Origin of the sequence: Aureitalea marina, from assembly GCF_002943755.1 — a bacterium.
In the GTDB taxonomy this organism is placed as follows: domain Bacteria; phylum Bacteroidota; class Bacteroidia; order Flavobacteriales; family Flavobacteriaceae; genus Aureitalea; species Aureitalea marina.
Genome location: NZ_MQUB01000001.1, coordinates 2,251,329 through 2,273,240, shown reverse-complemented (window position 1 = coordinate 2,273,240; position 21,912 = coordinate 2,251,329). Strand labels below are relative to the sequence as shown.

The 21,912-nt window shown below is 45.1% G+C and carries 18 protein-coding genes; 9 read left to right on the top strand and 9 right to left on the bottom strand.

All coding sequences use genetic code 11. The features are described from left to right. Positions 1-4: 4 nt before the first annotated feature. The 3 genes from BST85_RS10350 to BST85_RS10340 all read right to left on the bottom strand — a co-directional run bounded on the left by BST85_RS10350 (position 5) and on the right by BST85_RS10340 (position 2,647). Positions 5-652 carry a YiaD family glycine zipper/OmpA-like lipoprotein gene (locus BST85_RS10350; RefSeq protein ID WP_104813170.1) on the bottom strand — a complete coding sequence of 216 codons (648 nt, stop codon included), beginning with the start codon at positions 650-652 and terminating at the stop codon, positions 5-7. 13 nt (positions 653-665) lie between these two features. Continuing rightward, positions 666-1,496, bottom strand: coding sequence for a tetratricopeptide repeat protein (locus tag BST85_RS10345; RefSeq protein WP_104813169.1), 831 nt, complete (start codon positions 1,494-1,496; stop codon positions 666-668). 80 nt (positions 1,497-1,576) lie between these two features. After that, entirely contained in the window at positions 1,577-2,647 is a 1,071-nt protein-coding gene (locus BST85_RS10340; protein WP_219842119.1) for an AI-2E family transporter, read from the bottom strand. 316 nt (positions 2,648-2,963) lie between these two features. Here BST85_RS10340 and BST85_RS10335 point away from each other — a divergent pair, with 316 nt between their 5' ends. The 5 genes from BST85_RS10335 (at position 2,964) to BST85_RS10315 (ending at position 7,782) form a co-directional block, all read left to right on the top strand. Further along, positions 2,964-4,655: a S8/S53 family peptidase gene (locus BST85_RS10335; protein ID WP_104813167.1), complete on the top strand. Its 1,692-nt coding sequence runs from the start codon at positions 2,964-2,966 to the stop codon at positions 4,653-4,655. Positions 4,656-4,676: 21 nt separating this feature from the next. Beyond that, positions 4,677-5,048: a hypothetical protein gene (locus tag BST85_RS10330; RefSeq protein ID WP_181040005.1), complete on the top strand. Its 372-nt coding sequence runs from the start codon at positions 4,677-4,679 to the stop codon at positions 5,046-5,048. A gap of 49 nt (positions 5,049-5,097) precedes the next feature. Then, positions 5,098-5,670: a HupE/UreJ family protein gene (locus BST85_RS10325; RefSeq protein WP_104813165.1), complete on the top strand. Its 573-nt coding sequence runs from the start codon at positions 5,098-5,100 to the stop codon at positions 5,668-5,670. Positions 5,671-5,749: 79 nt separating this feature from the next. After that, the gene (locus BST85_RS10320; RefSeq protein ID WP_104813164.1) at positions 5,750-6,178 is read left to right on the top strand and encodes a deoxycytidylate deaminase; all 429 of its coding nucleotides are present in this window, start codon (positions 5,750-5,752) and stop codon (positions 6,176-6,178) included. Next, positions 6,178-7,782 (top strand): S41 family peptidase, encoded by a 1,605-nt coding sequence (locus tag BST85_RS10315; protein WP_104813163.1) that lies wholly within the window; start codon positions 6,178-6,180, stop codon positions 7,780-7,782. Before BST85_RS10320 ends, BST85_RS10315 begins: the two co-directional genes overlap by 1 nt. 3 nt (positions 7,783-7,785) lie before the next feature. On the opposite strand, the gene BST85_RS10310 is transcribed toward BST85_RS10315, so the two are convergent. Together BST85_RS10310 and BST85_RS10305 are read right to left on the bottom strand one after the other, a co-directional pair. After that, on the bottom strand, positions 7,786-7,977 hold the full coding sequence (locus BST85_RS10310; RefSeq protein ID WP_104813162.1) for a hypothetical protein: 192 nt from the start codon (positions 7,975-7,977) through the stop codon (positions 7,786-7,788). 10 nt (positions 7,978-7,987) lie between these two features. After that, positions 7,988-8,569, bottom strand: a complete 582-nt coding sequence (locus tag BST85_RS10305) for a MarC family protein (protein WP_104813987.1) — start codon at positions 8,567-8,569, stop codon at positions 7,988-7,990. 106 nt (positions 8,570-8,675) lie between these two features. Here BST85_RS10305 and BST85_RS10300 point away from each other — a divergent pair, with 106 nt between their 5' ends. The 3 genes from BST85_RS10300 to BST85_RS10290 all read left to right on the top strand — a co-directional run bounded on the left by BST85_RS10300 (position 8,676) and on the right by BST85_RS10290 (position 13,144). Next, on the top strand, positions 8,676-9,242 hold the full coding sequence (locus BST85_RS10300) for a DUF3109 family protein (protein WP_104813161.1): 567 nt from the start codon (positions 8,676-8,678) through the stop codon (positions 9,240-9,242). 373 nt (positions 9,243-9,615) lie between these two features. Continuing rightward, positions 9,616-10,593: a ribonucleotide-diphosphate reductase subunit beta gene (locus BST85_RS10295; protein ID WP_104813160.1), complete on the top strand. Its 978-nt coding sequence runs from the start codon at positions 9,616-9,618 to the stop codon at positions 10,591-10,593. Between the two features lie 127 nt (positions 10,594-10,720). Further along, entirely contained in the window at positions 10,721-13,144 is a 2,424-nt protein-coding gene (locus BST85_RS10290; protein WP_104813159.1) for a ribonucleoside-diphosphate reductase subunit alpha, read from the top strand. 45 nt (positions 13,145-13,189) lie between these two features. On the opposite strand, the gene BST85_RS10285 is transcribed toward BST85_RS10290, so the two are convergent. Together BST85_RS10285 and BST85_RS10280 are read right to left on the bottom strand one after the other, a co-directional pair. Then, on the bottom strand, positions 13,190-13,909 hold the full coding sequence (locus BST85_RS10285; protein WP_104813158.1) for a DUF6503 family protein: 720 nt from the start codon (positions 13,907-13,909) through the stop codon (positions 13,190-13,192). A gap of 61 nt (positions 13,910-13,970) precedes the next feature. Then, on the bottom strand, positions 13,971-16,232 hold the full coding sequence (locus tag BST85_RS10280) for an inorganic phosphate transporter (RefSeq protein ID WP_104813157.1): 2,262 nt from the start codon (positions 16,230-16,232) through the stop codon (positions 13,971-13,973). 283 nt (positions 16,233-16,515) lie between these two features. Here BST85_RS10280 and BST85_RS10275 point away from each other — a divergent pair, with 283 nt between their 5' ends. Continuing rightward, positions 16,516-16,878 (top strand): toxin-antitoxin system YwqK family antitoxin, encoded by a 363-nt coding sequence (locus BST85_RS10275; protein WP_104813156.1) that lies wholly within the window; start codon positions 16,516-16,518, stop codon positions 16,876-16,878. A gap of 97 nt (positions 16,879-16,975) precedes the next feature. Here the strand turns inward: BST85_RS10275 and BST85_RS10270 are convergent, their stop codons facing one another. Together BST85_RS10270 and BST85_RS10265 are read right to left on the bottom strand one after the other, a co-directional pair. Next, positions 16,976-18,949 carry a hypothetical protein gene (locus tag BST85_RS10270; RefSeq protein WP_104813155.1) on the bottom strand — a complete coding sequence of 658 codons (1,974 nt, stop codon included), beginning with the start codon at positions 18,947-18,949 and terminating at the stop codon, positions 16,976-16,978. Positions 18,950-18,977: 28 nt separating this feature from the next. Then, a complete protein-coding gene (locus BST85_RS10265) occupies positions 18,978-21,770 on the bottom strand; it encodes a TonB-dependent receptor (protein WP_104813154.1) in 2,793 nt (930 codons plus the stop codon). Positions 21,771-21,912: the final 142 nt, after the last annotated feature.

Below are 21,912 nucleotides of genomic sequence, written 5' to 3'. Positions count from 1 at the left end.
GCGATCAGTCAAGATTTCCTGTCTTGGCGGCTTCTTTCATGTCATCATTGGCGTAGATCGCAAGTTCTACTCGTCTGTTCTTGGCTCTGTTCGCTTCGTCATTAGGATATTTAGGTTGCTCTTCCCCATACCATTTTTGGGTCAATCTGGAAGTGTCAACTCCATTTGCAGCAAGATAAGTCGCTACCGATTTGGCCCGCTGTTCGGACAACTTCATATTGAACTCCGCAGGTCCGGAATCGTCTGTATGGCCTTCAATTAGTATGTTGGTGTCCGGATATTTCTGGAAAACAGCAGCTACCCTTTGTAGATCATCCTTGTAATCCTGGTTCAATTCGGCCGAGTTGATTTGGAAGGCCACGCTGGAATCGAAGGTCACATTGATGCCCTCACTTACTCGGCTTACTTCTGCGGTGGGTACGGCTTGGGTCAATTCCCGGGCCTGCTGGTCCATCTTTTTTCCGATCAGATTTCCTGCGGTTCCCCCTACGGCGGCTCCGATCAATATACCCCATACACTACCCTTGGATACCGCTGCTCCCAAAAGAGCGCCTCCTGCACTTCCGGCTATGGTTCCTTTTTGCTGCTTGTTCAATGTGCCGCATCCTACCAGTACCAGGGCGGCTAACAGATATATTCTTGCTTTTTTCATGTTTAGTCAATGGTTAGTCGCAAACCAATGCGATGAATAGTTCTTTGTTCATATCATTCCATCCCAGGGAAACAGCTTTTTTCAGATCTGAGCAGAGTGCTTGATTTTCTGTGGGAGTCATTTTTTTTCGAAGTGCCTGAGCCTGGTCTGTCCCGTATTTCTGCCGCATCTGAATTAAGCGAGCTTCACTGCGGGCGACATACACTTCTAATGAAGCAGGTTGCATATCGGCGGCCTGATCATACATCCTATAGGCTTTATCATAGTCTTCCATCCCTACATACATATCGCCCTCCTGAATCACAAAATTGACATTGTTAGGGTCTAGTTCCCTGGCTTTATCGAGGTAGTATTCAGCAGAATCAACCTGCTTTAACTGGCGTTCGTAAATAGCGGCCATTACGGCGTAATTTGAAGCACGTTGAGCTGTGTTCTCATTGTTTTCGGTCAGTTCCATCACCGCCTTCAGTTCTTTCTTCGACCCCTGTATATCGCCAGACCTGTTTAGGGCAATGGCTTTCTGAAAGTGACCCTCCAGACTTTTTCCCTTGGTTACATCCAGGGCCTTATCTGCTTCAGCGATTGCAGAGGGGTAAAGCTGCAGGGCGTTGTAGGCCTGGGCCTTACCAATTGCAGCTCGTTCCTTGGCATCCTTGGTCTTACATTTGGAGGAGAATTGGTCGAATAGGGTCAATGCCTGTTCTGGCATATCATCTGCCACCGCGGTTTCGGCTTCTTCTAAAGCCGCCCGGCATTTTTTGCCCATGGTGAAGGTTTGAGCACAGAAATGGCTTGTGCCACCAATCATAAATACGATCAGCAGTAAAAATGAAAATGTTCGCATAGGATTGGTTTAAACGTTGATAATGAATGTATTCACCCCTAACTTAGCAAATTTTCAGGGATCATCCAACCACAAAGAAATTATTCTGTCTCGGGTGCAGGGTCAGGCAGTCTTTCTTCTTCCGCACTATCTCCTGCATTGAGCCAGGTGGTGAAAAGGGTATATCCAAGTGAGACCACGATGGCTCCCGTAAATAAACCAATGAAGCCAGACATGATAAACCCGCCGATTACCCCTAAAAAGATCACCAGCATGGGTACTGCAGCACCCTTCCCTAAGAAAATGGCCTTCAAAGGTGTGTCAGATAGTCCTGCGGCAAACAGGTAGACCGTCCATAATACGGCCGGCAAAGTTTCCATGGAATTGAAAATCATGATGATCGGAAAAATGACAATGACCATGACTGGCAATTGTAGTATGGCCAGAATGAGTACAGCAAGAGTCCAGACACCAGCATAGGGTACGCCTGCGCCTAGAAGACCTAAGCCAACTAGGAAAGCCTGGATGATAGCAACACCAATTACGCCCTTGACTACATTACCAACTGTATTGGCCGTGATTTCGATGAACTCGTCTCCTCGTTCTCCAACCAGACGCTTAAAGAATTTCCTTCCCTGAACCTGGGCGTAATCACTGGATAGCAAGGCACCTGCAATGATAACGGCCAGAATAAAGGTCACTAAACTTCCACCAATACTTTTGATCCCATCAAAAATTGCCTGCCCAAATACGAGCAATTGCTCCCGGTATTTGGTCAACAGATTTTCAATGCTTTGTGAAGCTTCGCCCCATATTCTGTGCAGATCCTCCCCTATCAGAGGCCAATCGGCAATGGCTGGGTCTGGAGGTGGGATGGTCAGATTACCGGAATTGAAATCCGAACCGAGGTCCGTCAATCCCACTATGATGGAATCGACAAACAACCAAGTGGGTATGATGATGATTATAAGTCCTATCAGGACCAAAACTGTGGAGCCCATTTTTTTCCTGCCCTTAAATCTCTTCTCTAGGGATTGATGAACTGGGTACATAGCTATCGCGAGGATGATTCCCCACAAGATGACACCGGCAAAAGGAGTCAGAATTTGAAAGCACCAGGCAACCAGTAAAGCTAGAAAGCCCAAGCGAATAAGTATATCGACAATTTTCATGAAATTGTCTTTTTTGTTTTGGTCGGCATTCATAATTGGTGCAGTTAGAGAGAGGTGTTGTTCATTTAAACAGAGTCTTAATTTAGTAAAAATATGGCTTGTGCCTGGCCATTTTTATTCAAGGAATGAATCAGTTGGGCTAGTGACTACCTCGATATAATGGCCTCAGCCTAAATAGTAATCATAGCATTGCCAATAAATAGCGATGACCCAATAAGGTTTAACATAGAAGTACCAAAAGATTACTACCTTGCGTAGATTTCATTAGAAAAATTTGAACTAACACTACTCGAATTAGAACCTATCAAACCGTATTATGAAAAAAACAATTACACTATTTATCTCGCTTTTCATACTTGTTTTTGGCTCTGCCATAGCCCAGACTGTAAGCTTTCAGGGCAACACCTACCGAATGATCAATAATCAATGGCATATGAGCGGTGAGAACGGTATGGATTTCCCCTTAGTGGAAAATACCATTAGCATTAAAATTGACCAGAGAGCCACTGATGATGCCATCACGGCTTTCGAACAGAACAATGAGCTCACTCGCTTGCGAAAGGCCATCACAGGTTGGGTAGACTACCAGATAGCGGAGGGCACAGATCCTTTTCAAAAGGCCCAGCAATTACAAGGACAACAAGTGGTGTCTCAACTGGAGTTCCCGACCATTGGTTATTACACATTAATTCCGGATGATGCCTTATTCCCGAATTCCTGGCACTTAATGCAAGACAATGATGCGGATATCGATATCGAAGAAGCCTGGGATGTCACTACGGGTGATCCATCCATCGCTGTAGCCATTCTTGATTCTGGTGTGGATTGGATTCACCAGGACCTGGGAATGGGAGAAGATTCTCATAGTAATATTTTCCTGAACCCTGGCGAGGATGCCTGGGCAGATCCGAACGATCCTTCTACCGGAAATGGCATAGATGACGATGGCAACGGACTGATCGACGATTGGAAGGGATGGAACTTTTCCAATAATTGGAATGACGCACGCCAGGACCAGCAAGGGAATCAATTCTTTCACGGGACCCATGTTTCGGGAATCGTAGCGGCTAAAACAAACAATGATGAAGGTATTTCCGGTGTTGCCGGAGGATGGAATAGTGAAGGAGCTAAATTGCTTCCTTGTGCCGTAGGGATTACTGGTCCAAATGGCTCTGTTCTAGACGACGCTATCCTTTATGCTGCCGAGATCGGAGCTCGCCAGGTTCAATTAAGTTTGACCGTGGGAACCAGCCAGGCCATTATCGATGCTGTTGAGTTGGCTTACAACGACTTTGGGGTGATCATTGTGAATGCCTCCGGGAATAATGGTTCAACGAATTCTGTTGGATTTCCGGGCAATCTTGAAAATGTTTGGGCAATTGGTGCAACCAATCAGAATGATTTCCGAGCAGGTTTTTCCAACCATGGCCCTCAGCTATTTATTTCCGCTCCAGGTGTTTCTATCTGGAGTACACAATTGGTATCCGGTTCGGACTATGGAACCAGTGACGGTACCTCCTTTGCCTCACCAATTGCCAGCGGGGTTATTGCACTTATGCTCTCTGTAAATCCTGATCTGACCCCTGAAGAAGTAAAGGAAATTCTTAAGGAAACTGCAGACAAGGTTGGAGGATATGACTACGATTGGAACAAAGACGATCCAGGTCACTCCCGTCAATTGGGTTATGGAAGGATCAATGCCAAGGCGGCTGTAGATATGGCAGCACAAACCCTCGGACTCGCCAGCTCAAACGGCCTGGAAGGTATCATCCTGAGCCCAAACCCGGCCAATGATGTCCTGGACCTAAGGCTGCCAGTTCAAATGGGAGACGGTGTCCAGATTGGTATCACGGCCTTGAACGGACAGGTAGTGCGGGACAATATCCGACCTTCCAGAATTTCAGGCAATACAGCCACTTTGGATGTTCAGGATCTGTCTTCTGGTGTTTACCTCATCAGGGTTACTTCCGGAGGAGATTCCATCGTCAAGAAATTTGTAAAGAATTAAAGGACGGCAACTATGACGTTTTTGAAGTCCGATCTATCGGGGTTTTTAGTTGTGCTCCTACTTTTTAGCTTGTTTTCTTGTTCCGGAACTATAGATTTTAACGGGAAGCAATATCAGAAGGTGGATGGTGATTGGTACCAGATTTCCGAAAATGGAGCCGATAAATTCCTGGTAGAAAAAGGCACTTTGACAATCAAGTTCGTTAGTGGTTCTGAGCCGGATGCGATCCGTGGCTTTGAAGCCGCTAACGGGCTTGAATTGATCCGTAGTACGGCAACGGGTTGGGTAGATTATAAATTAGATCCGGAAATAGAATTGCCACAATTTGCCAAGAATTTGCAAGCTTCAGATCTGGTGGAACAGGTAGAGATCCCAACGGTAGGCAGCTATTGAGGATGGTATGTTGATGATGACCTGTAAGCAGGTCCAAAATGAATAACGAATGTCAGAATTCTGGCTGTACTTTAAATTAGGTCTGGAACATGTCCTGGATTGGAATGCCTACGATCATGTTCTGTTTCTTGTTGCCTTATCGGCACCTTATCAGGTGGCGCAGTGGAAGCGATTACTACTACTGGTCACCTTGTTTACTTTAGGGCACTCCCTGTCCCTGCTTATTACCAATTATGGTTGGCTCAGTGTTTCCTCCAGCTGGATAGAATTTCTAATACCGGTCTCTATCCTTATCGCTGCCTTATTCCCCTTGATCCAATTGGACAAACAAGAAAGTGATCAGCGCGTTATATATGGGGTCACCCTGTTCTTTGGCTTGATTCATGGATTTGGGTTTGGGAGATATTTTGTTCAGATCAATGACGAGCAGGCCTTCATGCCCTTGTTAGAATTTGCCCTGGGAATAGAAACGGCTCAGGTTATCATCGTTCTTGTTGTCTTGATCGTTGCTGCTCTTTTCAGAACAACCCTCAAGCTGACCCAAAGAGACTGGATCATCTTCATTTCAGGGGCTGTCACTGCGCTCTGTTTACCCATGCTGGTGGAAAATTGGATCTTCTGATCCGGATTTGAGAAACATTTAACAGGGGTCTGCATTGAGCAACTGTAACTAAGACCTAATTTCGCTACATATCAACTATATGAATCAAGCTAAACAGCGACAATACGACATAGCCTATTTGAGAATGGCCATAGAGTGGAGTAAACTCTCTTATTGTGAGCGGAGACAGGTTGGAGCTTTGATCGTGAAAGATAAGATGATCATCTCCGACGGATATAACGGAACGCCAACCGGGTTTGAGAATATTTGTGAGGACGATGATGGATATACCAAATGGTATGTGTTGCACGCAGAGGCAAACGCAATCTCCAAGGTTGCTTCCTCTACTCAATCATGTGTAGGGGCGACATTATACATCACCTTATCGCCTTGCAAGGAGTGTAGTAAGCTGATCCATCAGGCCGGGATCAAACGGCTGGTGTATCACGAACAATACAAAGATGGTTCTGGTCTGAACTTTTTGCGAAAGGCCGGAGTAGATGTTAGTCAGATCGAGGAATTAGGGTAATGAGCAATTTGAAGAAATATGTTCCTGTCATGCTGGGTATTGCCCTGGCTTTAGGCGTATATATAGGTTCTAAGCTCAATTTCAAAGATTCTACCGAAAAGATATTCGCTACCAATTCCAAAAAAGATAAGCTCAACCGGCTGATCGACTATATCGATTATGAATATGTAGATGAGGTCAACACCGATAGTATAGTCGATGTAACCGTAAACGGAATTTTGGAGAATCTGGATCCGCATTCGGTCTACATCCCGGTTAACCAATACGAAGAGAATGCAGACGATATGCGTGGCAATTTCGTGGGTATTGGAGTGAGTTTCTACGTGTACCAGGATTCCATTGCGGTGATAAGAGCAATAAAAGGAGGACCGGCAGAGCGCGCTGGGATCAAAGGAGGCGACCGCATCTTGTTTGCCGATGGGAAAAAGCTTTTTGGAGAAGGAATAGACCGGGATAGCATCTCCAAGTATCTGAAAGGGGAAATCAATTCGAAAGTGGGATTAAAGGTCCATCGTAAGGGAGAATCTGATCTAATGGATTTCACCGTCAAGCGTAAGCGAGTACCTCTTGTGAGTGTTGACGCTACCTACAAAGTAAATGACGACATCGGTTATATCAAGGTCAATCGTTTTTCGGAAACAACCTATGCCGAGTTTCACGAAGCTTTGGATGAATTAATTGACAGGGGTATCACGAAATTGATCCTTGATTTGCGTAACAACCCGGGTGGATATATCTCGGCGGCGGAGCAAATCGCTGACGAATTCCTGAGCGACGATAAACTGATGTTGATCACCCGGAATAAAAATGGAGAAGAGAGCAGGAGCTTTGCCTCTGATCGTGGCGATTTTGAAACCGGGGAGATCTATGTTCTCATCAATGAGAATTCTGCTTCCGCCAGTGAGATCGTGGCTGGAGCCTTACAAGACAATGACAAAGGAACTATAGTCGGAAGACGTTCTTTTGGGAAGGGCTTGGTTCAACGAGAGATGTCGCTGGGTGACGGAAGTGCGGTTCGTCTGACCATTGCCAGGTATTACACGCCCACGGGCAGAAGTATCCAAAGACCTTACGGGCAGGGTAATGGTGCCTATTTCAGGGAGTACGAGGACCGTTACAGAAATGGAGAGCTGCGTTCTGCCGACAGTATCAAGGTGGCTGACTCGCTGAAGTTTGTAACACCTATGGGTAAAGTGGTCTACGGAGGAGGAGGAATCACTCCAGACATCTTTGTGGGTAAGGATACCAGTGTGGAAAATGAAACACTGGATTATGTCACTCGTAGTGGATTTATGAGCTATTTCATCTTTGAACATTTGGAGAAGAACAGGGCGTCCTTCGAGGGGCTCAGTTGGGAAGAGTTTCTGACCACCTATGCCGTAAGTGACGACCTAGCGGATGAATTTGTGGCCTACTCCCGCTTTGAGGATGCCAGAATTGATATCTCGGCCTATTACGATGACCTAAAGCAAGCTTTAAAGGCCAATATAGCTCAGCAGTTGTACGGCCCTAACGCCTATGAACGAATCTTGAATATGGACGACCCCATGATCCAAAAGGTCATCGAGGTGGAAGCCTTGAAAGGACAGCGTTTAACCGACTAACTCCTATTTCTTGCCCGCGATCCGGCGGGATATCAACAAAATAGTCAAGAGAACTAAAACGCAGGCGGCCGCTAGGATACCGATCATGGCTATCTGGCTATCTCCTTGAAAAAGCCCATCGAAATCTAATAGGGTCGCGTTAAATACGATCAGTCCAAGGGCCAAAACCATTAATACGTAAATGAAGATCTTCATGCCTACAAATTTACGAAAACAAGGCCTGAATATTGGAGGTGAATAGTTTGACGGCAATCGCCAAAAGAACTACACCGAATACCTTCCGAATGATCCCGATACCGTTCTTCCCCAATACGCTTTGCAGACGGGCTGAGGTCTTTAGAACGACATAAATGATGATGATATTGATCAGTACGGCAATGATCACATTTTCTACAGCGTATTCCGCACGCAGGGAAAGTAGAGTGGTCAAGCTTCCTGGTCCGGCCAACATGGGGAAGGCCAGCGGAAACACAGAGGCCATATCCGGTGAGCTGCCATCATCCTTGAAAAGGGTGATTCCCAGGATCATCTCCAAAGCAATAAAGAACAGGATAAACGCTCCAGCTACCGCAAATTCACTGACATCTATACCGATCAGTCTAAGGATGCTCTTCCCCAGAAAAAGAAACAGTATCATGACAACTGCGGCAATGATGGACGCCTTCTCACTTTGGATGTGTCCAGCTTTTTCCCGAAGCGAAATGATAATTGGAATATTACCGATGATGTCGATAACGGCAAACAAAACCATGGTAGCCGTCAGTATCTCTTTGAAGTCGAATGCCATAACCTTGAATTTTAAGCGCGCAAAATTAGATAAATCCGCAATCATTAACACCTAAATCCCATTAATTTTTCACCGTGCTAAAGAGAAAGCAAGTATCTTAGCCTACATGTTTCAATTAGGGAAAACAATCGTCTCCGAGGACCTGTTGGACAAGGATTTTGTTTGTAATCTAAGTACCTGTAAAGGAGAGTGTTGCATTGCCGGTGAGGCAGGTGCACCTCTGACGTCAGAAGAGGTCGGCACATTGCAGGAGATCTATCCAAAGGTTCAGCCATTTCTACGTCCGGAGGGCATAGAAGCGATTGAGGAGCAGGGCACGCATATCGTCTCTCAATTGGACGAATTGGAAACTCCACTAGTAAACGATAAGGAGTGTGCCTATGTGACCTTTAAGGAAGGCGGAATTGCCAGTTGCGGAATTGAGGATGCCTTCAATGCGGGTGCAATTGATTTTCGAAAACCGATCAGCTGCCATTTATATCCGGTCAGGGTTCAGGACTACAGCGAATTTGCAGCAGTGAACTATCATCGGTGGCCCATTTGTGACGATGCTTGTACCCTGGGAGCCGAACTCAAGGTGCCCGTCTATCGATTTGTCAAGGACGCTTTGATCCGGAAATTTGGACCGGATTGGTACAGTGAATTGGAAAAGGTCGCAGCAGAGAGAAAATAGGTCCACCATATTCCCATTCTAGAATATTCTGTAGAATTTTCGGACGAATTCCTTGCTGATTTTCTGTTGAAAATTAGATGGCTGAAAACATCGGATAATCAAGGTTCAGACCTTGTGAAACAGGCGATCTGACGGGTTTTTAACGACCATTTTTGTTTATGTTGACAACCTTTTCTGTTAAATCATAAATAATTGATAAACAAATAGTTATATTCTTTTTTTAACATCTGATTAATAACAAAGTTAAACAGAGCGTGTTGACAACTTTGTTAAAAACCCAAATCGCAATTTCAGCCTTTTAACTTCCTTTTTTTTCATATTTGTTAGTCCCTAGTAACGAGAAGTATGCCAATATTTTAAACGAAAAGGACACATGAGTGCAGTAGAGCCGATTTTAGCAGAGAACAAGAACCGATTTGTCATCTTTCCTATCCAACACCACGATATCTGGGAATGGTACAAGAAAAGTGAAGCCAGTTTTTGGACAGCGGAGGAGATCGATCTCCACCAGGATCTGACGGACTGGGGTTCTAAGCTATCAGATGACGAGCGCTACTTCATTAAGCACATCTTAGCTTTTTTTGCCGCAAGTGATGGTATCGTGAATGAAAACCTGGCGGAGAACTTCGTCAACGAGGTACAATATACCGAGGCGAAGTTCTTCTATGGGTTTCAGATCATGATGGAGAACATTCACAGTGAGACCTATTCACTGCTTATCGATACCTATGTAAAGGACGACAAGGAAAAGGACACCCTATTTAAGGCGATCGAAAATTTTCCAGCCATCAAGAAGAAGGCCGATTGGGCCTTGAAATGGATCGAAAGCCCAAGCTTTGCAGAGCGATTGATCGCGTTTGCAGCAGTGGAGGGTATTTTCTTTTCCGGAGCCTTCTGTTCTATTTTCTGGCTTAAAAAACGGGGATTGATGCCCGGTTTGACCTTTTCCAACGAGTTGATCTCCAGGGATGAAGGGATGCACTGCGACTTTGCGGTCCATCTTCACAACCACCACCTGATCAATCCGGTACCCAAAGAGCGTATACGGGGGATCATCGTGGATGCACTAAACATTGAAAGAGAATTCATTACCGAATCTTTGCCTGTCAGTTTGATTGGGATGAACGCAAAACTCATGACCCAATATCTCGAATTTGTTACCGACCGCTTGTTGGTTGAATTGGGCTGTGAGAAGGAATACAATGCTACTAATCCATTTGATTTTATGGATATGATTTCGCTTCAAGGAAAGACCAATTTCTTCGAGAAACGGGTTTCCGAATACCAAAAAGCGAACGTCAGCAACTCAGACAAAGAGTCGAAAGAGATTACTTTCGACGCCGATTTTTAGGGAGCCATCGTCTGTCATGCCTCAAGACAGGCGGGTTTCACTTAGAATACAAACGAGTCATTGTGAAGGGATTCACACAGGATTCGTTTGCTCAGACACAAACTAAGTAACACATAAGTAAGACGAAATGGATGTAATTAAGAGAGACGGCCGTAGGGAACCCGTGATGTTCGATAAGATCACATCGCGTGTGCGGAAGTTGTGCTATGGGCTCAACGAACTAGTAGACCCGGTGAAAGTAGCCATGCGGGTGATCGAAGGATTGTACGATGGGGTTACGACCAGCGAGCTGGATAATCTGGCAGCGGAAATTGCCGCGACCATGACGGTAACCCATCCGGATTACGCAAAATTGGCGGCCCGTATCTCTGTATCCAATCTTCACAAGAATACTAAGAAGTCTTTCTCTGAGGTTATGACCGACCTTTACCAGTATGTCAATCCTAGAACTGGAAAAAATGCACCTTTATTAAGTGATGAGGTCTACAAGGTGATCATGGACAATGCCGATGAGTTAGACTCTACCATCATCTACAACCGAGATTTCGGATACGACTACTTCGGTTTTAAAACCCTGGAGCGCTCATATCTACTAAAATTGAACGGCCAGATAGTGGAACGACCACAGCATATGTTGATGCGTGTTTCTGTTGGGATCCACCTGGACGACCTGGAAGCGGCTAAGGAAACCTACGAGCTGATGTCCAAGAAGTTCTTTACTCACGCTACACCTACGCTATTCAACAGTGGTACACCCAAGCCACAAATGTCTTCCTGCTTCCTCTTGACCATGAAGGACGATAGCATCGATGGGATATATGACACCCTTAAGCAAACGGCCAAGATCTCTCAGTCCGCAGGAGGAATAGGACTTAGCATTCATAACATACGAGCTACCGGCTCTTACATCGCTGGTACAAACGGGACTTCCAATGGGATAGTACCCATGCTTAGAGTGTTTAATGATACTGCCCGATATGTGGATCAGGGTGGTGGAAAACGGAAAGGTTCATTTGCCATTTATGTTGAACCCTGGCATGCAGACATTTTCGATTTCCTGGATCTGAAGAAGAATCACGGAAAAGAAGAAATGCGCGCGAGGGACCTGTTCTATGCCATGTGGATTCCCGATCTTTTCATGAAACGCGTTCAGGAGGATGGCCCCTGGACCCTGATGTGTCCTAACGAATGCCCCGGGCTCTTCGATACCCATGGAGAGGAGTTCGAGCAAATGTATATGGAGTACGAGGCCCAAGACAAGGGACGCAAGACCATTAAGGCACGTGAACTTTGGGAAAAAATATTGGAGTCTCAGATTGAAACTGGGACGCCTTATATGCTATACAAGGATTCCGCCAACCGCAAGAGTAACCAGAAGAATCTGGGGACTATTCGGTCATCTAACCTCTGTACCGAGATCCTGGAGTATACCTCAGAAGACGAGGTTGCAGTTTGTAATTTGGCCTCCATAGCCCTGCCAATGTTTGTGAAGAACGGAGAGTTTGATCACAAGGCCTTGTTCAAGGTGACTAAGCGAGTGACCAAGAACCTGAACCGGGTGATCGATAGGAACTTCTATCCAGTTCCCGAAGCTCGAAATTCAAATTTCCGTCACCGTCCGGTAGGTTTGGGAGTTCAAGGATTGGCCGATGCATTCATCATGTTGCGTCTGCCTTTTACCAGTGATGAAGCCAAAAAACTGAACCAAGAGATCTTTGAAACCCTTTATTTTGCTGCAGTTACAGCTTCAATGGAAGAGGCTAAGGCCGATGGTCCATATGAAAGCTATAAGGGGTCGCCGATCTCCAATGGCGAATTCCAATACAACTTGTGGGGTATCCAAGATGATGAACTCAGTGGTCGTTGGGACTGGGCTAAGCTCAGAAAAGATGTCAAGAAGAACGGAGTGAGGAACTCATTGCTTGTAGCTCCTATGCCTACCGCTTCTACTTCCCAAATACTTGGAAATAACGAAGCTTTCGAGCCCTATACCTCCAATATCTATACCCGAAGGGTGTTATCCGGGGAGTTCATCGTGGTCAACAAACACTTGTTGGAAGACCTGGTCAAACTTGGGCTTTGGAACGACGATCTAAAGCAAGAGATCATGCGTGCCAATGGTTCTATCCAGGGGATTGAAATCATTCCACAGGAATTGAAAGATCTATATAAGACCGTATGGGAATTGAGTATGAAGGACATCATCGATATGTCTCGTCATAGAGGCTACTTCATTGATCAATCCCAATCGTTGAATCTCTTTATGGAGAACGCGAATTACGCCAAATTGACTTCAATGCATTTCTATGCATGGAAGAACGGACTCAAAACAGGGATGTATTACCTGCGCACCAAAAGTGCGGTGGACGCCATTAAGTTCACCCTTAGTAACGAGTCCAAGAAAGAACCTGTTGCTGTGGCGGAAACCGCCGAGGTTAGCGCCGCTACCTCTGCAGCAGATAAGCCGATGACCGCTCAAGAACTACGCGATCTGTTGGCGCAATCCAAAGACGCTCAGGACGATGAAGATTGCCTGATGTGTGGATCCTAGATTACAAGTGTTAATATTAAAAAGGCAGCCCAAGGCTGCCTTTTTTTATTGTAGTATGTCAGTTCCCAGGTATTTGTCGCCTTTGTTGTAATACCAGGCCCTGGTTTTTGGGATCTTCATGCCTTCTACCATCTCTATGCCGTCCAATAAGATGTATTCACCGGTATTCTTTCCTTTGCCTTCCGGATCGCCCTTAAAGAACTGATAGACCTCCATGGCGTAGGTGGTTGGATCAAAGTAGAATCGCCAGACGTCCGTACCCACTTCCTGGTCGTAGTTCACATTCAGAACTAGATATTCTTTTCCCTTGAATGTCATGCGCTTCACAACGGGATCTACATTGGTGCCGGGATCCTTGAGCTTCATGGGTAGGCCGTACAGATAGGTGTAGTAATTCCGGTAAAGTGTAGCTCGCTCACAAGTCAAGCCGGCTTTTTCAGCTTCGTCCAGGTCGAATTCCAACTCTCCATTCAATCTTAAATTACACGCCCCGTTTATCAGTTCATAGTGTGTGGTAAGTTCACCTTTACGAGCGGTCAAACGGAAGATATCAGACGGAAGATCGATCCAAATTTCACTTATCCGATCTTCGGACTTGGGTGTTTCCATGACAATTTTCAGCTTACCCCTAAAGGTGCTCCATTGTCCTTCGGGATCGTGATATTCAATAGCATTTTGCAATAGTTGCTTACCAGTCAATTCCTGGGCCATTATTTCCCCAGTAAATGGAATAAGCAACAAACAAAGAAGTGTTCGGATAGTCATCTGGTTTGGTTTAATCGGATGACTAAATATAGTTTAAACTAATTTCTCGGAATAGAAGAGCTTAAAGTAGGTCTATCTCTCTGGAGTTGACATATTCTACATAGTAGTGCTCCAGAAGTAGGGTTAAGGCTTCGACAATATCCTTACACTCTAATAACAGGCTAAAATAAAGTGTTGTATTCTTAGGACTAGACTCGGGATCTTTGGTCCGGGCTATCTGTCTTTCTATATCGTCCGAAATGAAATTGTAGAATTCCTGCTTGGCCTCTATGATCTCAGGCAGGTTTTCCAAGGTCTGATTCTTGAATTCCTTTTCAACCCGTGCAAAGATCTCCAGCAGACGGGATTCGATCTCTTTTAGATCCCTGATCTGGTTAAAGCGAAGACCTTTGTGTCCGTTTTTAACGTGTTTATAACTGGCTTTTGTAATATAACTCAAGGACTGAACAATATCTTGAAGAGAATCTTGGATGAGTAAGTAAAACCGGCTGGCGCCGTGAGTATCACCGTCCAGGTTCTTGATATAATAAAAGACGTGATTCTTTAACTCGTCCATCTCGTCCGATAATTCTTCCGCATAAGCGCGCGCTTTACGCAAGCCTTTCAGGTCTTGTTTGGACAGATTCCGCATAGTATCGGATAAGAGCTTATTTCCGCGTTTCATAACTACGGCTACATTCTCTGAGCTTTCTTGAATAACCCCTTTAATGGAAGAACTTTCGGCCATTTTAAAGGTGAGTTCTTCTTTAATCTCCTTGGTGTCCTTACGCACATTGACGTAGTTCCGGGTTATGAGGAAAAGAGCTAAGACTAGAAGAGCGATCAGAGCGATGGCTCCAAACTGGTAGATCAAAAAGGCCATAATGGCGGCGGCTGTGAATGCCGTTAGGGCAGTCATAAACCAACCAGCAATAACATTAATAACCCCGGATACTCGGTATACTGCGCTATCACTTCCCCAGGCACGGTCTGCAAGGGAGGATCCCATGGCCACCATAAAGGTAACGTAGGTGGTAGACAAGGGTAATTTCATCCCGGTGGCGATAGAGATCAATACACTGGCCACAACCAGGTTGACGGCAGCTCTCACCATATCGAAGGCCGGTTTATCGGCATCTAGTATCAATGAACTGGTGGTCGGGGTAAAGCGTCTGGAAATACTTTTTTGGGTTCTGTCCGGTAAGATCGTTATGACCAATTTGTTCATGCCAATTACACCTCTAACCAGATTTTGGGCTAGCCAGTTAGGTTTGAAGCGTTCTTGGACATCCGACTGACTTGAGAGGTCTACAGATGTTTTGACTACTCTCCTGGCTTTTTCACTGAACCAGAGGGTCAATACCATGACCAACCCGGCAAGAAGCAATAGAAGCGGTTGGGTAGGTACTTTAGCCGAAAGGCTTTCCATGCTAAAGGCATTGGCCGCTACAGCCGGATCAGCAGCAGTCCAGTCCAGGTAGGATTGGTAAGCCGCCATAGGCACTCCGATGAAGTTAACCAGATCGTTCCCGGCAAAGGCCATGGCCAGGGCAAAGGTTCCTAATACGATGATCTGTTTATAAATATTGATCTTAAAGGCGGCAATCAATATCCCGGACAACAGGGTCCAGAACACGACATTCACTCCAATGAACTGCCACAAATTGGTCTGTGCCCATTCATTGAATCCTTGTGGAAGTATATCTGCTCCCTTTAGTCCTTTTACTATAATGAAATAGGCAATAGCGGTAACCGCCAATCCTCCAAAGATGGATGCGGCATAGATGGACTTGCGTTCAAAATTGAAGGTCAGCAAATAACGGGCAACATATTGGACGATGGCCCCGATTGAAAAGGCCACTACCACAGACAACAATATTCCCAATATGATCTCGGTGGCCTTGGAGGAGTTTATATAATTTCCCAATTCTAGTATGCTGCCGTCGTTGGCCGCGATCTTGATCAGTGACATACATACGGCCGCCCCTAAAAGTTCAAAAACAATAGATACCGTAGTTGAAGTCGGTAATCCCAGGCTATTGAAAAAATCCAACAGTAGAATATCGGTGATCATGACAGCCATAAAAATGATCATGATCTCGTCAAAGTAGAACTGACTGGGTACGAATATCCCTTTCCTAGCCACTTCCATCATACCGCTGGAAGACAGTGCCCCAAAGGCAATACCAATACTGGCTACGATCATGATTGTCTTGAAGGAGACGGCTTTAGATCCGATGGCCGAGTTCAGGAAATTTACGGCATCATTGCTTACACCTACCACCAAATCGGCTATGGCCAGTACGGCCAGGGCGATCAGCATCCACAAATAAATATTGTCCATAAAGCAGGGAGGCTATAAAAGGCAAAAATCCACTTATTTTTTGATAGCTGTGTTACGGAATTGTTATGAGTTAATTCAGGTCGGCACGAAATATTTACCCTTAACTCCTGATAGACGTTGTGCCATAAGGTTTAGATGAAATGATCACAATTACCGACAAGTGTAAAGTACTAAAAAACAATATATTAAAGATTTAATGTAAAATTAATGTTATGTAAAAGTTGCAAGAAAGTAAATTGGAGCATATATTTGTAAAGTAAATATTAATTAAAACTGCCCGGATATGAAGAAGTTAGCACTATTATTGGTTGTGGGCCTGTGCAGTATGAGTCTAATGACGGCCCAAGACATAAAGAAAGATACCTACGAGCGTGATGGAGACAGGATCGAAGCAACGATCTATCACGACAACGGCGAAATAGCCCAACTAGGGGTATATAACTTAGAAGGGGTACTGGACGGTGACTGGATTAGTTTTGATCGCTTTGGCCAAATTGTTTCAGTTGGACAATATGCCAATGGTGTTAAAGTGGGAACATGGAGGTTCTACGCAAACAACACCATGAAGGAAGTTATCTATTCCGATTCCAAGATCGTGCGGGTAGATACTTACGAAATCACCGACACCCGTGTTGTAAGTAATTAAGCTTAATAGATTGAAAAACAAAAAAGGCTGTTCAGAACGAACAGCCTTTTTTTATGGTTAGATCAACAATAGTACAGTTGCTGACTAATTCAATTCACTAGTTATCCAGACGGGCATTGATCCACGTCCATCCTGAGATGTCTACGGCAGTACCATTAAAAACGTCGTCATTGACAGTGGTCATGGGTGCTCCGTCTACGATTATATTGGATACTGGTCCATCGTCCTTCATATCGACATTGGTATCGTATCCGTCCAATAGGACATTTGTCATGGTTGCACCGGATTCCTTTTTGAACTGTAAAGCTGTTCCGCCTGTTGACGAGACTGCAGTGAAGTTATTTAGGGTCGGGTTGAAATTATCACCATCTGCTTCTACGGCCGTAGAAAACCCGTCAATATTATGCAGGACATACGTATTGGTAACCGTACCGTTCCATCCTTCAGTCCAGTCTACAGCGTCGTCTTCGTTGTTCTCCAGATAAATGTTAGTTGCACTAACTGTTCCGCCAAAGAACTCAACACCATCATCTGCACCGTTTATAACCGCAATATTGTTAATGGAGGTATTACTTCCAATAGCGTAAAGAGACACCCCATTATATTGAGATTCTGAGTTGATCTGAGCTCCAGTGCCAAGGATAACCAGGTAATCGATGTTACCAGAATTATCGGTATCGTTCGTTCCGCCATAGGTGAAACCACCGATTTCGGCTACCACATTCTGACCCTCTGTTGTTGGACCATCACCACAGATTACTAAACCACCCCAGCCTCCGGGTAATTCGGCCTCGGTAGACATGACAACCGGATTGTCTGCAGTTCCGTTAACTTGGATCTTACCTCCTCTAAGCACTGCAATATAAACGGAAGTTCCTCCGTCACGTGCAGTGATCTTAGTGCCAGCCGGAATGATCAGTTCTCCTCCATCTTGCACGATGTATGAAGAATTCAGCAAATAACTAACAGATGCATCCAGAGTAACGGTTCCTGTAACAGTCCCTTGCAAAATTTCTTCGCTTCCACCAGCCGTAGTTTCTACCCAAGAGAACATCTCGATATCCACAGTAGGAGGAGTAGTATAGCTCAAATCAGGGTTTCCAACTTCTCCCTCGATAATGACATTGGCAAGGGGCCCATCGTCTTTCATATCGATAGAGGTATCATAACCAGTCAGTGAGAGTCCGTTGATGGTTGCACCTGATTCTTTCTTGAACTGAAGAGCAGTCCCGCCGGTAAAGGAAAGCGCAGTCAGGTTCTGTATCGTTGGGTTGAAATTGTCCCCATCAGCTTCGATAACAGTAGAAAATCCATCGATGTTATGCAGTACATAGGAGTTGGTCAAGGTTCCATTCCATCCCTCAGTCCAGTCGATGGAATCATCTTCATTGTCTTCGGAGTAATAGTTACTCATGGATACGGTACCTCCAAAGAACTCGACCCCATCATCAGCACCGTTTAATACAGCTACATTTTCGATGGTTGTTCCTGAGCCAACAGCATACAGGGATAATCCGTTGTACTGTGATTCCGAGTTGATTTGTGCTCCGGATCCTTTAATGATCAGGTAGTTGATTGTTCCGGAGTTATCTTCTGCGTTAGTTCCGCCATAGACCAATCCGCCAACCTCGGCTATCACGTCAATTCCTTCGGTGGTTGGGCCACGCCCACAGATAACTAGTCCGCCCCAGTCTCCTGGGTTAGAATCTGCGGTTCGCATGATAACGGGTGCCGATGCAGTTCCTAGAACATTGATAGTCGCTCCTTGTTCTACAGCGATGTAACGGTCAATTCCTACTTCTGATACGATCTCGGTGCCAGCAGGAATGGTAAGGGTAACACCTTCTTTAACCAGTAGTGGTGCAGTTATGCGGTATTGTTCGCTTGCGATCAGGGTGCGATCTTCAGTAAGGTTACCACCCAGGTCTGTGTCTTCTACGGGACCTCCACCGCCTTGGTCGTCGTCTCCAGTAGGAGGAGGAGTTCCTCCACCGTTATCACTGCTACACCCCGTGAGGATAAGTCCTCCGAAGAGGGCAAAAATGAGAGCTAAATTTCTCCACTTTTTCATGTTGTTCAGTTTAAGTATTGATTTTTAATTAGAAAGAATAGTTAACATTTAACCCCAGGATAGAACCGTTCTTGTAGGACCTCACCGTTTCTTCGGTTTCGATTCCGGTTGTACTTGGTTTGACCAATTGAGTTCGTTTTATCGTTGGGTTTAATATGTTCAATGCTGATAGTCCAACTCGCCAGTTTTCGCCAAATTCTTTGCGAACAACCAGGTCGAGGGTTACAAATCCTTTTTCCACAATGGCATCGTTGTAGTTGATGTCGTTAGATGTTTGATTAGTGGGAGCTCCTAAAGCGAATATCCTGTCCGATGCATAGTTCATGCTCAGAGTTGTATCAAATGGATTTTCAGTCTTGGTGTTGAAATTCAAAGAGGCGTTCATGATCCAGTCGGAAGCACCTTGCAGGTCCGTTTTGGTCAGGTTGTTATAACGGAAAGTCTGAATGAGATTACCCTGTTCGTCTCTGATCTCTTTAAGATCTTGCTCATGCCAGAGGCGAGCGGCGTTTACAATCAAACGCAGAGCAGGCTGACCTTCTTCTTCAGATTTGATTAGGTTTACTCGACCTTCAACTTCCAGCCCATATACCATGGCCTCTTCTCCGGAGTTGAAGTAGGAGAATACCCCTGCAGAACCTCGGTCCTGTACCTTATTGATAGGATCTTTGATCTCCTTGTAGAAACCAGTCACCGATACCAATTGGTCACTTGTTGGGAAAAACTCCCATTTTAGGTCCCAGTTGATATTACGCGATGCCTCCAGATTTACATTTCCTCTGGTAATTTGCCCTACGGGCGAAACATATTCGAACGGTGCGATCTCCTTGAATTCCGGTAAGGTGGTTGTAAAGCTGTTGGCTAACCGCAAGCTGTGCTTTTCGTTTATGGCGTACTTCAGATTAACAGAGGGATATAAGCGACTGTAATCCTTACGCGACTGACCTTCCCTTCCAGGAAAGTTATTTACGGCAAAGTCTACATCAATATCGTCTTTCTGCCAGCGCAGTCCAGCCTCAAGGGTAAATTTGTCCAGTTGTCCTACAAAATCAACATAAGTACCTAGCGACTGAAGTGTACCTTTATAAAGATCTGGGTCAAGAACATTTATTCTCAATGTATTATCATCGAAGTTCTCAAATGTGAAAATGTCATTAATCTGATCGATAGACTCTGGATTGACAGCATTAGTAAAAGCTTCCTCCACCCCGTAGAACTGCGATCTAAAGTCACGTGTTTTCTTACGGAATGTACCTCCAATGGCTACTTTCAAATTGCGCTGCTCGCCTTCAATGATCTGCCAGTCTCCATTGACCAGGGCATTGTATTCCCGGTCCAGGATGATCTGCTCAGATTTTCGTTGCTGGAACCCGCCTGTTCTACCCAACTGTACGATGGTGTCGTTAAAGTTGACCTCGTTTCTAATCCGGTTAGGTTCGTCGGCGCTTAGGTAGTTGAATCCTCCAGCCCAGTTAATGCTTAAATCTTCGGACAAATTGTGCTTTCCTGCCAATTGCGTAGTAGAAAGTAGCGTAGATTTCATATTCTGATCCCGTATAAATTGGAATAAGCCTTCGGTTGGGTCAGTCTCCTCAAATATGGTCGAATTGCCATCTCGACCCCCTTCAAATACTTCGTCCTGCACTTTATTGATCATCAATGAGGTCAACCTCAAAGTATGGTTGCCTTCTTCAGGATCGATCTTGAATTCGGTATCCAATAAGGCTTGAGTAGATACGGTTCGCGTCCAGGTAATGGCATCTGTGATAGTGTCGTCAATGAAGTTTCCACGGAACTGGCGGAAAATGCCTTCTTGATACTCATGCGTTTGACCCTGACCTCCTGTAAAAAGAATTTTCCAACGATCGTTGATCTTCTGTCCTACTGTAAACGCAACACCGCCATTTACGGGTGCACTTTGTGTTTGAGTGTTCCAGGATTGTCCCGTATTGATAATCTTGTTGATCAGGGGCACACCCGAATAGTAGAATCCGAGGGTTACATCATCCTGATTAGGAGACACCTTGAAATTATTCCAGACATCGCTCTTGGCGACATTGGTATTTACAGCCATTCGTGCCGAAGCCGAGTAATCCGAAGAACCGGTCAGCTGTTTGGAAGTAACATCTACGATCCCCGATGTTTGGTCAGCAGATGACTTTGGGCTGGAAGTTTTACTAACGGAGATACTTTGAATCAATCGTGTAGAAAACAGTCCTAGGTCAATATTCTTTTTCTCGATATCATCAGATGGAACCGGGAGTCCGTTCAAGGTAGTGGAGAGATAACGATCCCCTAATCCACGTACATAAATGTCTCCTGAACCTTCGTTCTTGGATACACCTGAGATCTTAGTGGTGGCGGTAGATGCATTACGTACACCCATCTGGGCCAATTGTTGTGCCCCTATGCTTTCTTTGATCTCTACTGCTTTTCGTTGCTCCATCAAAAGGGCTTGCTCCCGTTCTCTGGAGGTTTGAACCTTAATAACGACTTCGTCCAGGGCCGCAGCACTTTCTCCCAATGAGGCATCGATCCTGGTAAACTTACCATTTTCCACCACCACATTAGGTACCGTAATGGTTTCATAGCCAATAAAACTAAACTCCAGGGTGTAAGTTCCAACAGGTACATCTTCAAGGATATAATTCCCGTCAAAATCCGAGGTCGTCCCGGTAGACGTACCTAAAATTATTACGTTAGCAAAAGGAAGGGGTTCGCCTTCCACTTCTTTGTCTAATAGCGTTCCTTCGATAGTTCCGGTTTGCGCGAATCCCACTGTTCCCAACAGTAGGAGAAGGATTGAGGATATGTACTTCATATAGTCATTCAATATGCGCTGCAAAGGAACTTCAATTTGGGGCCATGCCAGTTAGACCAATGTTAACCTTCTCTTAGTTTATGGTAAGAAGAAGGTTAGATTAATGTTAAGAAGGTAACTTTATAATTATCTTGCCTTTTTA

Coding starts and splice junctions, on each gene's coding strand:
- BST85_RS10320 (WP_104813164.1), top strand. CDS start 5,750: ATGAATCAAGCTAAACAGCGACAATACGACATAGCCTATTTGAGAATG.
- BST85_RS10290 (WP_104813159.1), top strand. CDS start 10,721: ATGGATGTAATTAAGAGAGACGGCCGTAGGGAACCCGTGATGTTCGAT.
- BST85_RS10335 (WP_104813167.1), top strand. CDS start 2,964: ATGAAAAAAACAATTACACTATTTATCTCGCTTTTCATACTTGTTTTT.
- BST85_RS10270 (WP_104813155.1), bottom strand. CDS start 18,949: ATGAAAAAGTGGAGAAATTTAGCTCTCATTTTTGCCCTCTTCGGAGGA.
- BST85_RS10350 (WP_104813170.1), bottom strand. CDS start 652: ATGAAAAAAGCAAGAATATATCTGTTAGCCGCCCTGGTACTGGTAGGA.
- BST85_RS10300 (WP_104813161.1), top strand. CDS start 8,676: ATGTTTCAATTAGGGAAAACAATCGTCTCCGAGGACCTGTTGGACAAG.
- BST85_RS10325 (WP_104813165.1), top strand. CDS start 5,098: ATGTCAGAATTCTGGCTGTACTTTAAATTAGGTCTGGAACATGTCCTG.
- BST85_RS10265 (WP_104813154.1), bottom strand. CDS start 21,770: ATGAAGTACATATCCTCAATCCTTCTCCTACTGTTGGGAACAGTGGGA.
- BST85_RS10295 (WP_104813160.1), top strand. CDS start 9,616: ATGAGTGCAGTAGAGCCGATTTTAGCAGAGAACAAGAACCGATTTGTC.
- BST85_RS10280 (WP_104813157.1), bottom strand. CDS start 16,232: ATGGACAATATTTATTTGTGGATGCTGATCGCCCTGGCCGTACTGGCC.
- BST85_RS10345 (WP_104813169.1), bottom strand. CDS start 1,496: ATGCGAACATTTTCATTTTTACTGCTGATCGTATTTATGATTGGTGGC.
- BST85_RS10310 (WP_104813162.1), bottom strand. CDS start 7,977: ATGAAGATCTTCATTTACGTATTAATGGTTTTGGCCCTTGGACTGATC.
- BST85_RS10340 (WP_219842119.1), bottom strand. CDS start 2,647: ATGAAAATTGTCGATATACTTATTCGCTTGGGCTTTCTAGCTTTACTG.
- BST85_RS10305 (WP_104813987.1), bottom strand. CDS start 8,569: ATGGCATTCGACTTCAAAGAGATACTGACGGCTACCATGGTTTTGTTT.
- BST85_RS10285 (WP_104813158.1), bottom strand. CDS start 13,909: ATGACTATCCGAACACTTCTTTGTTTGTTGCTTATTCCATTTACTGGG.
- BST85_RS10275 (WP_104813156.1), top strand. CDS start 16,516: ATGAAGAAGTTAGCACTATTATTGGTTGTGGGCCTGTGCAGTATGAGT.
- BST85_RS10315 (WP_104813163.1), top strand. CDS start 6,178: ATGAGCAATTTGAAGAAATATGTTCCTGTCATGCTGGGTATTGCCCTG.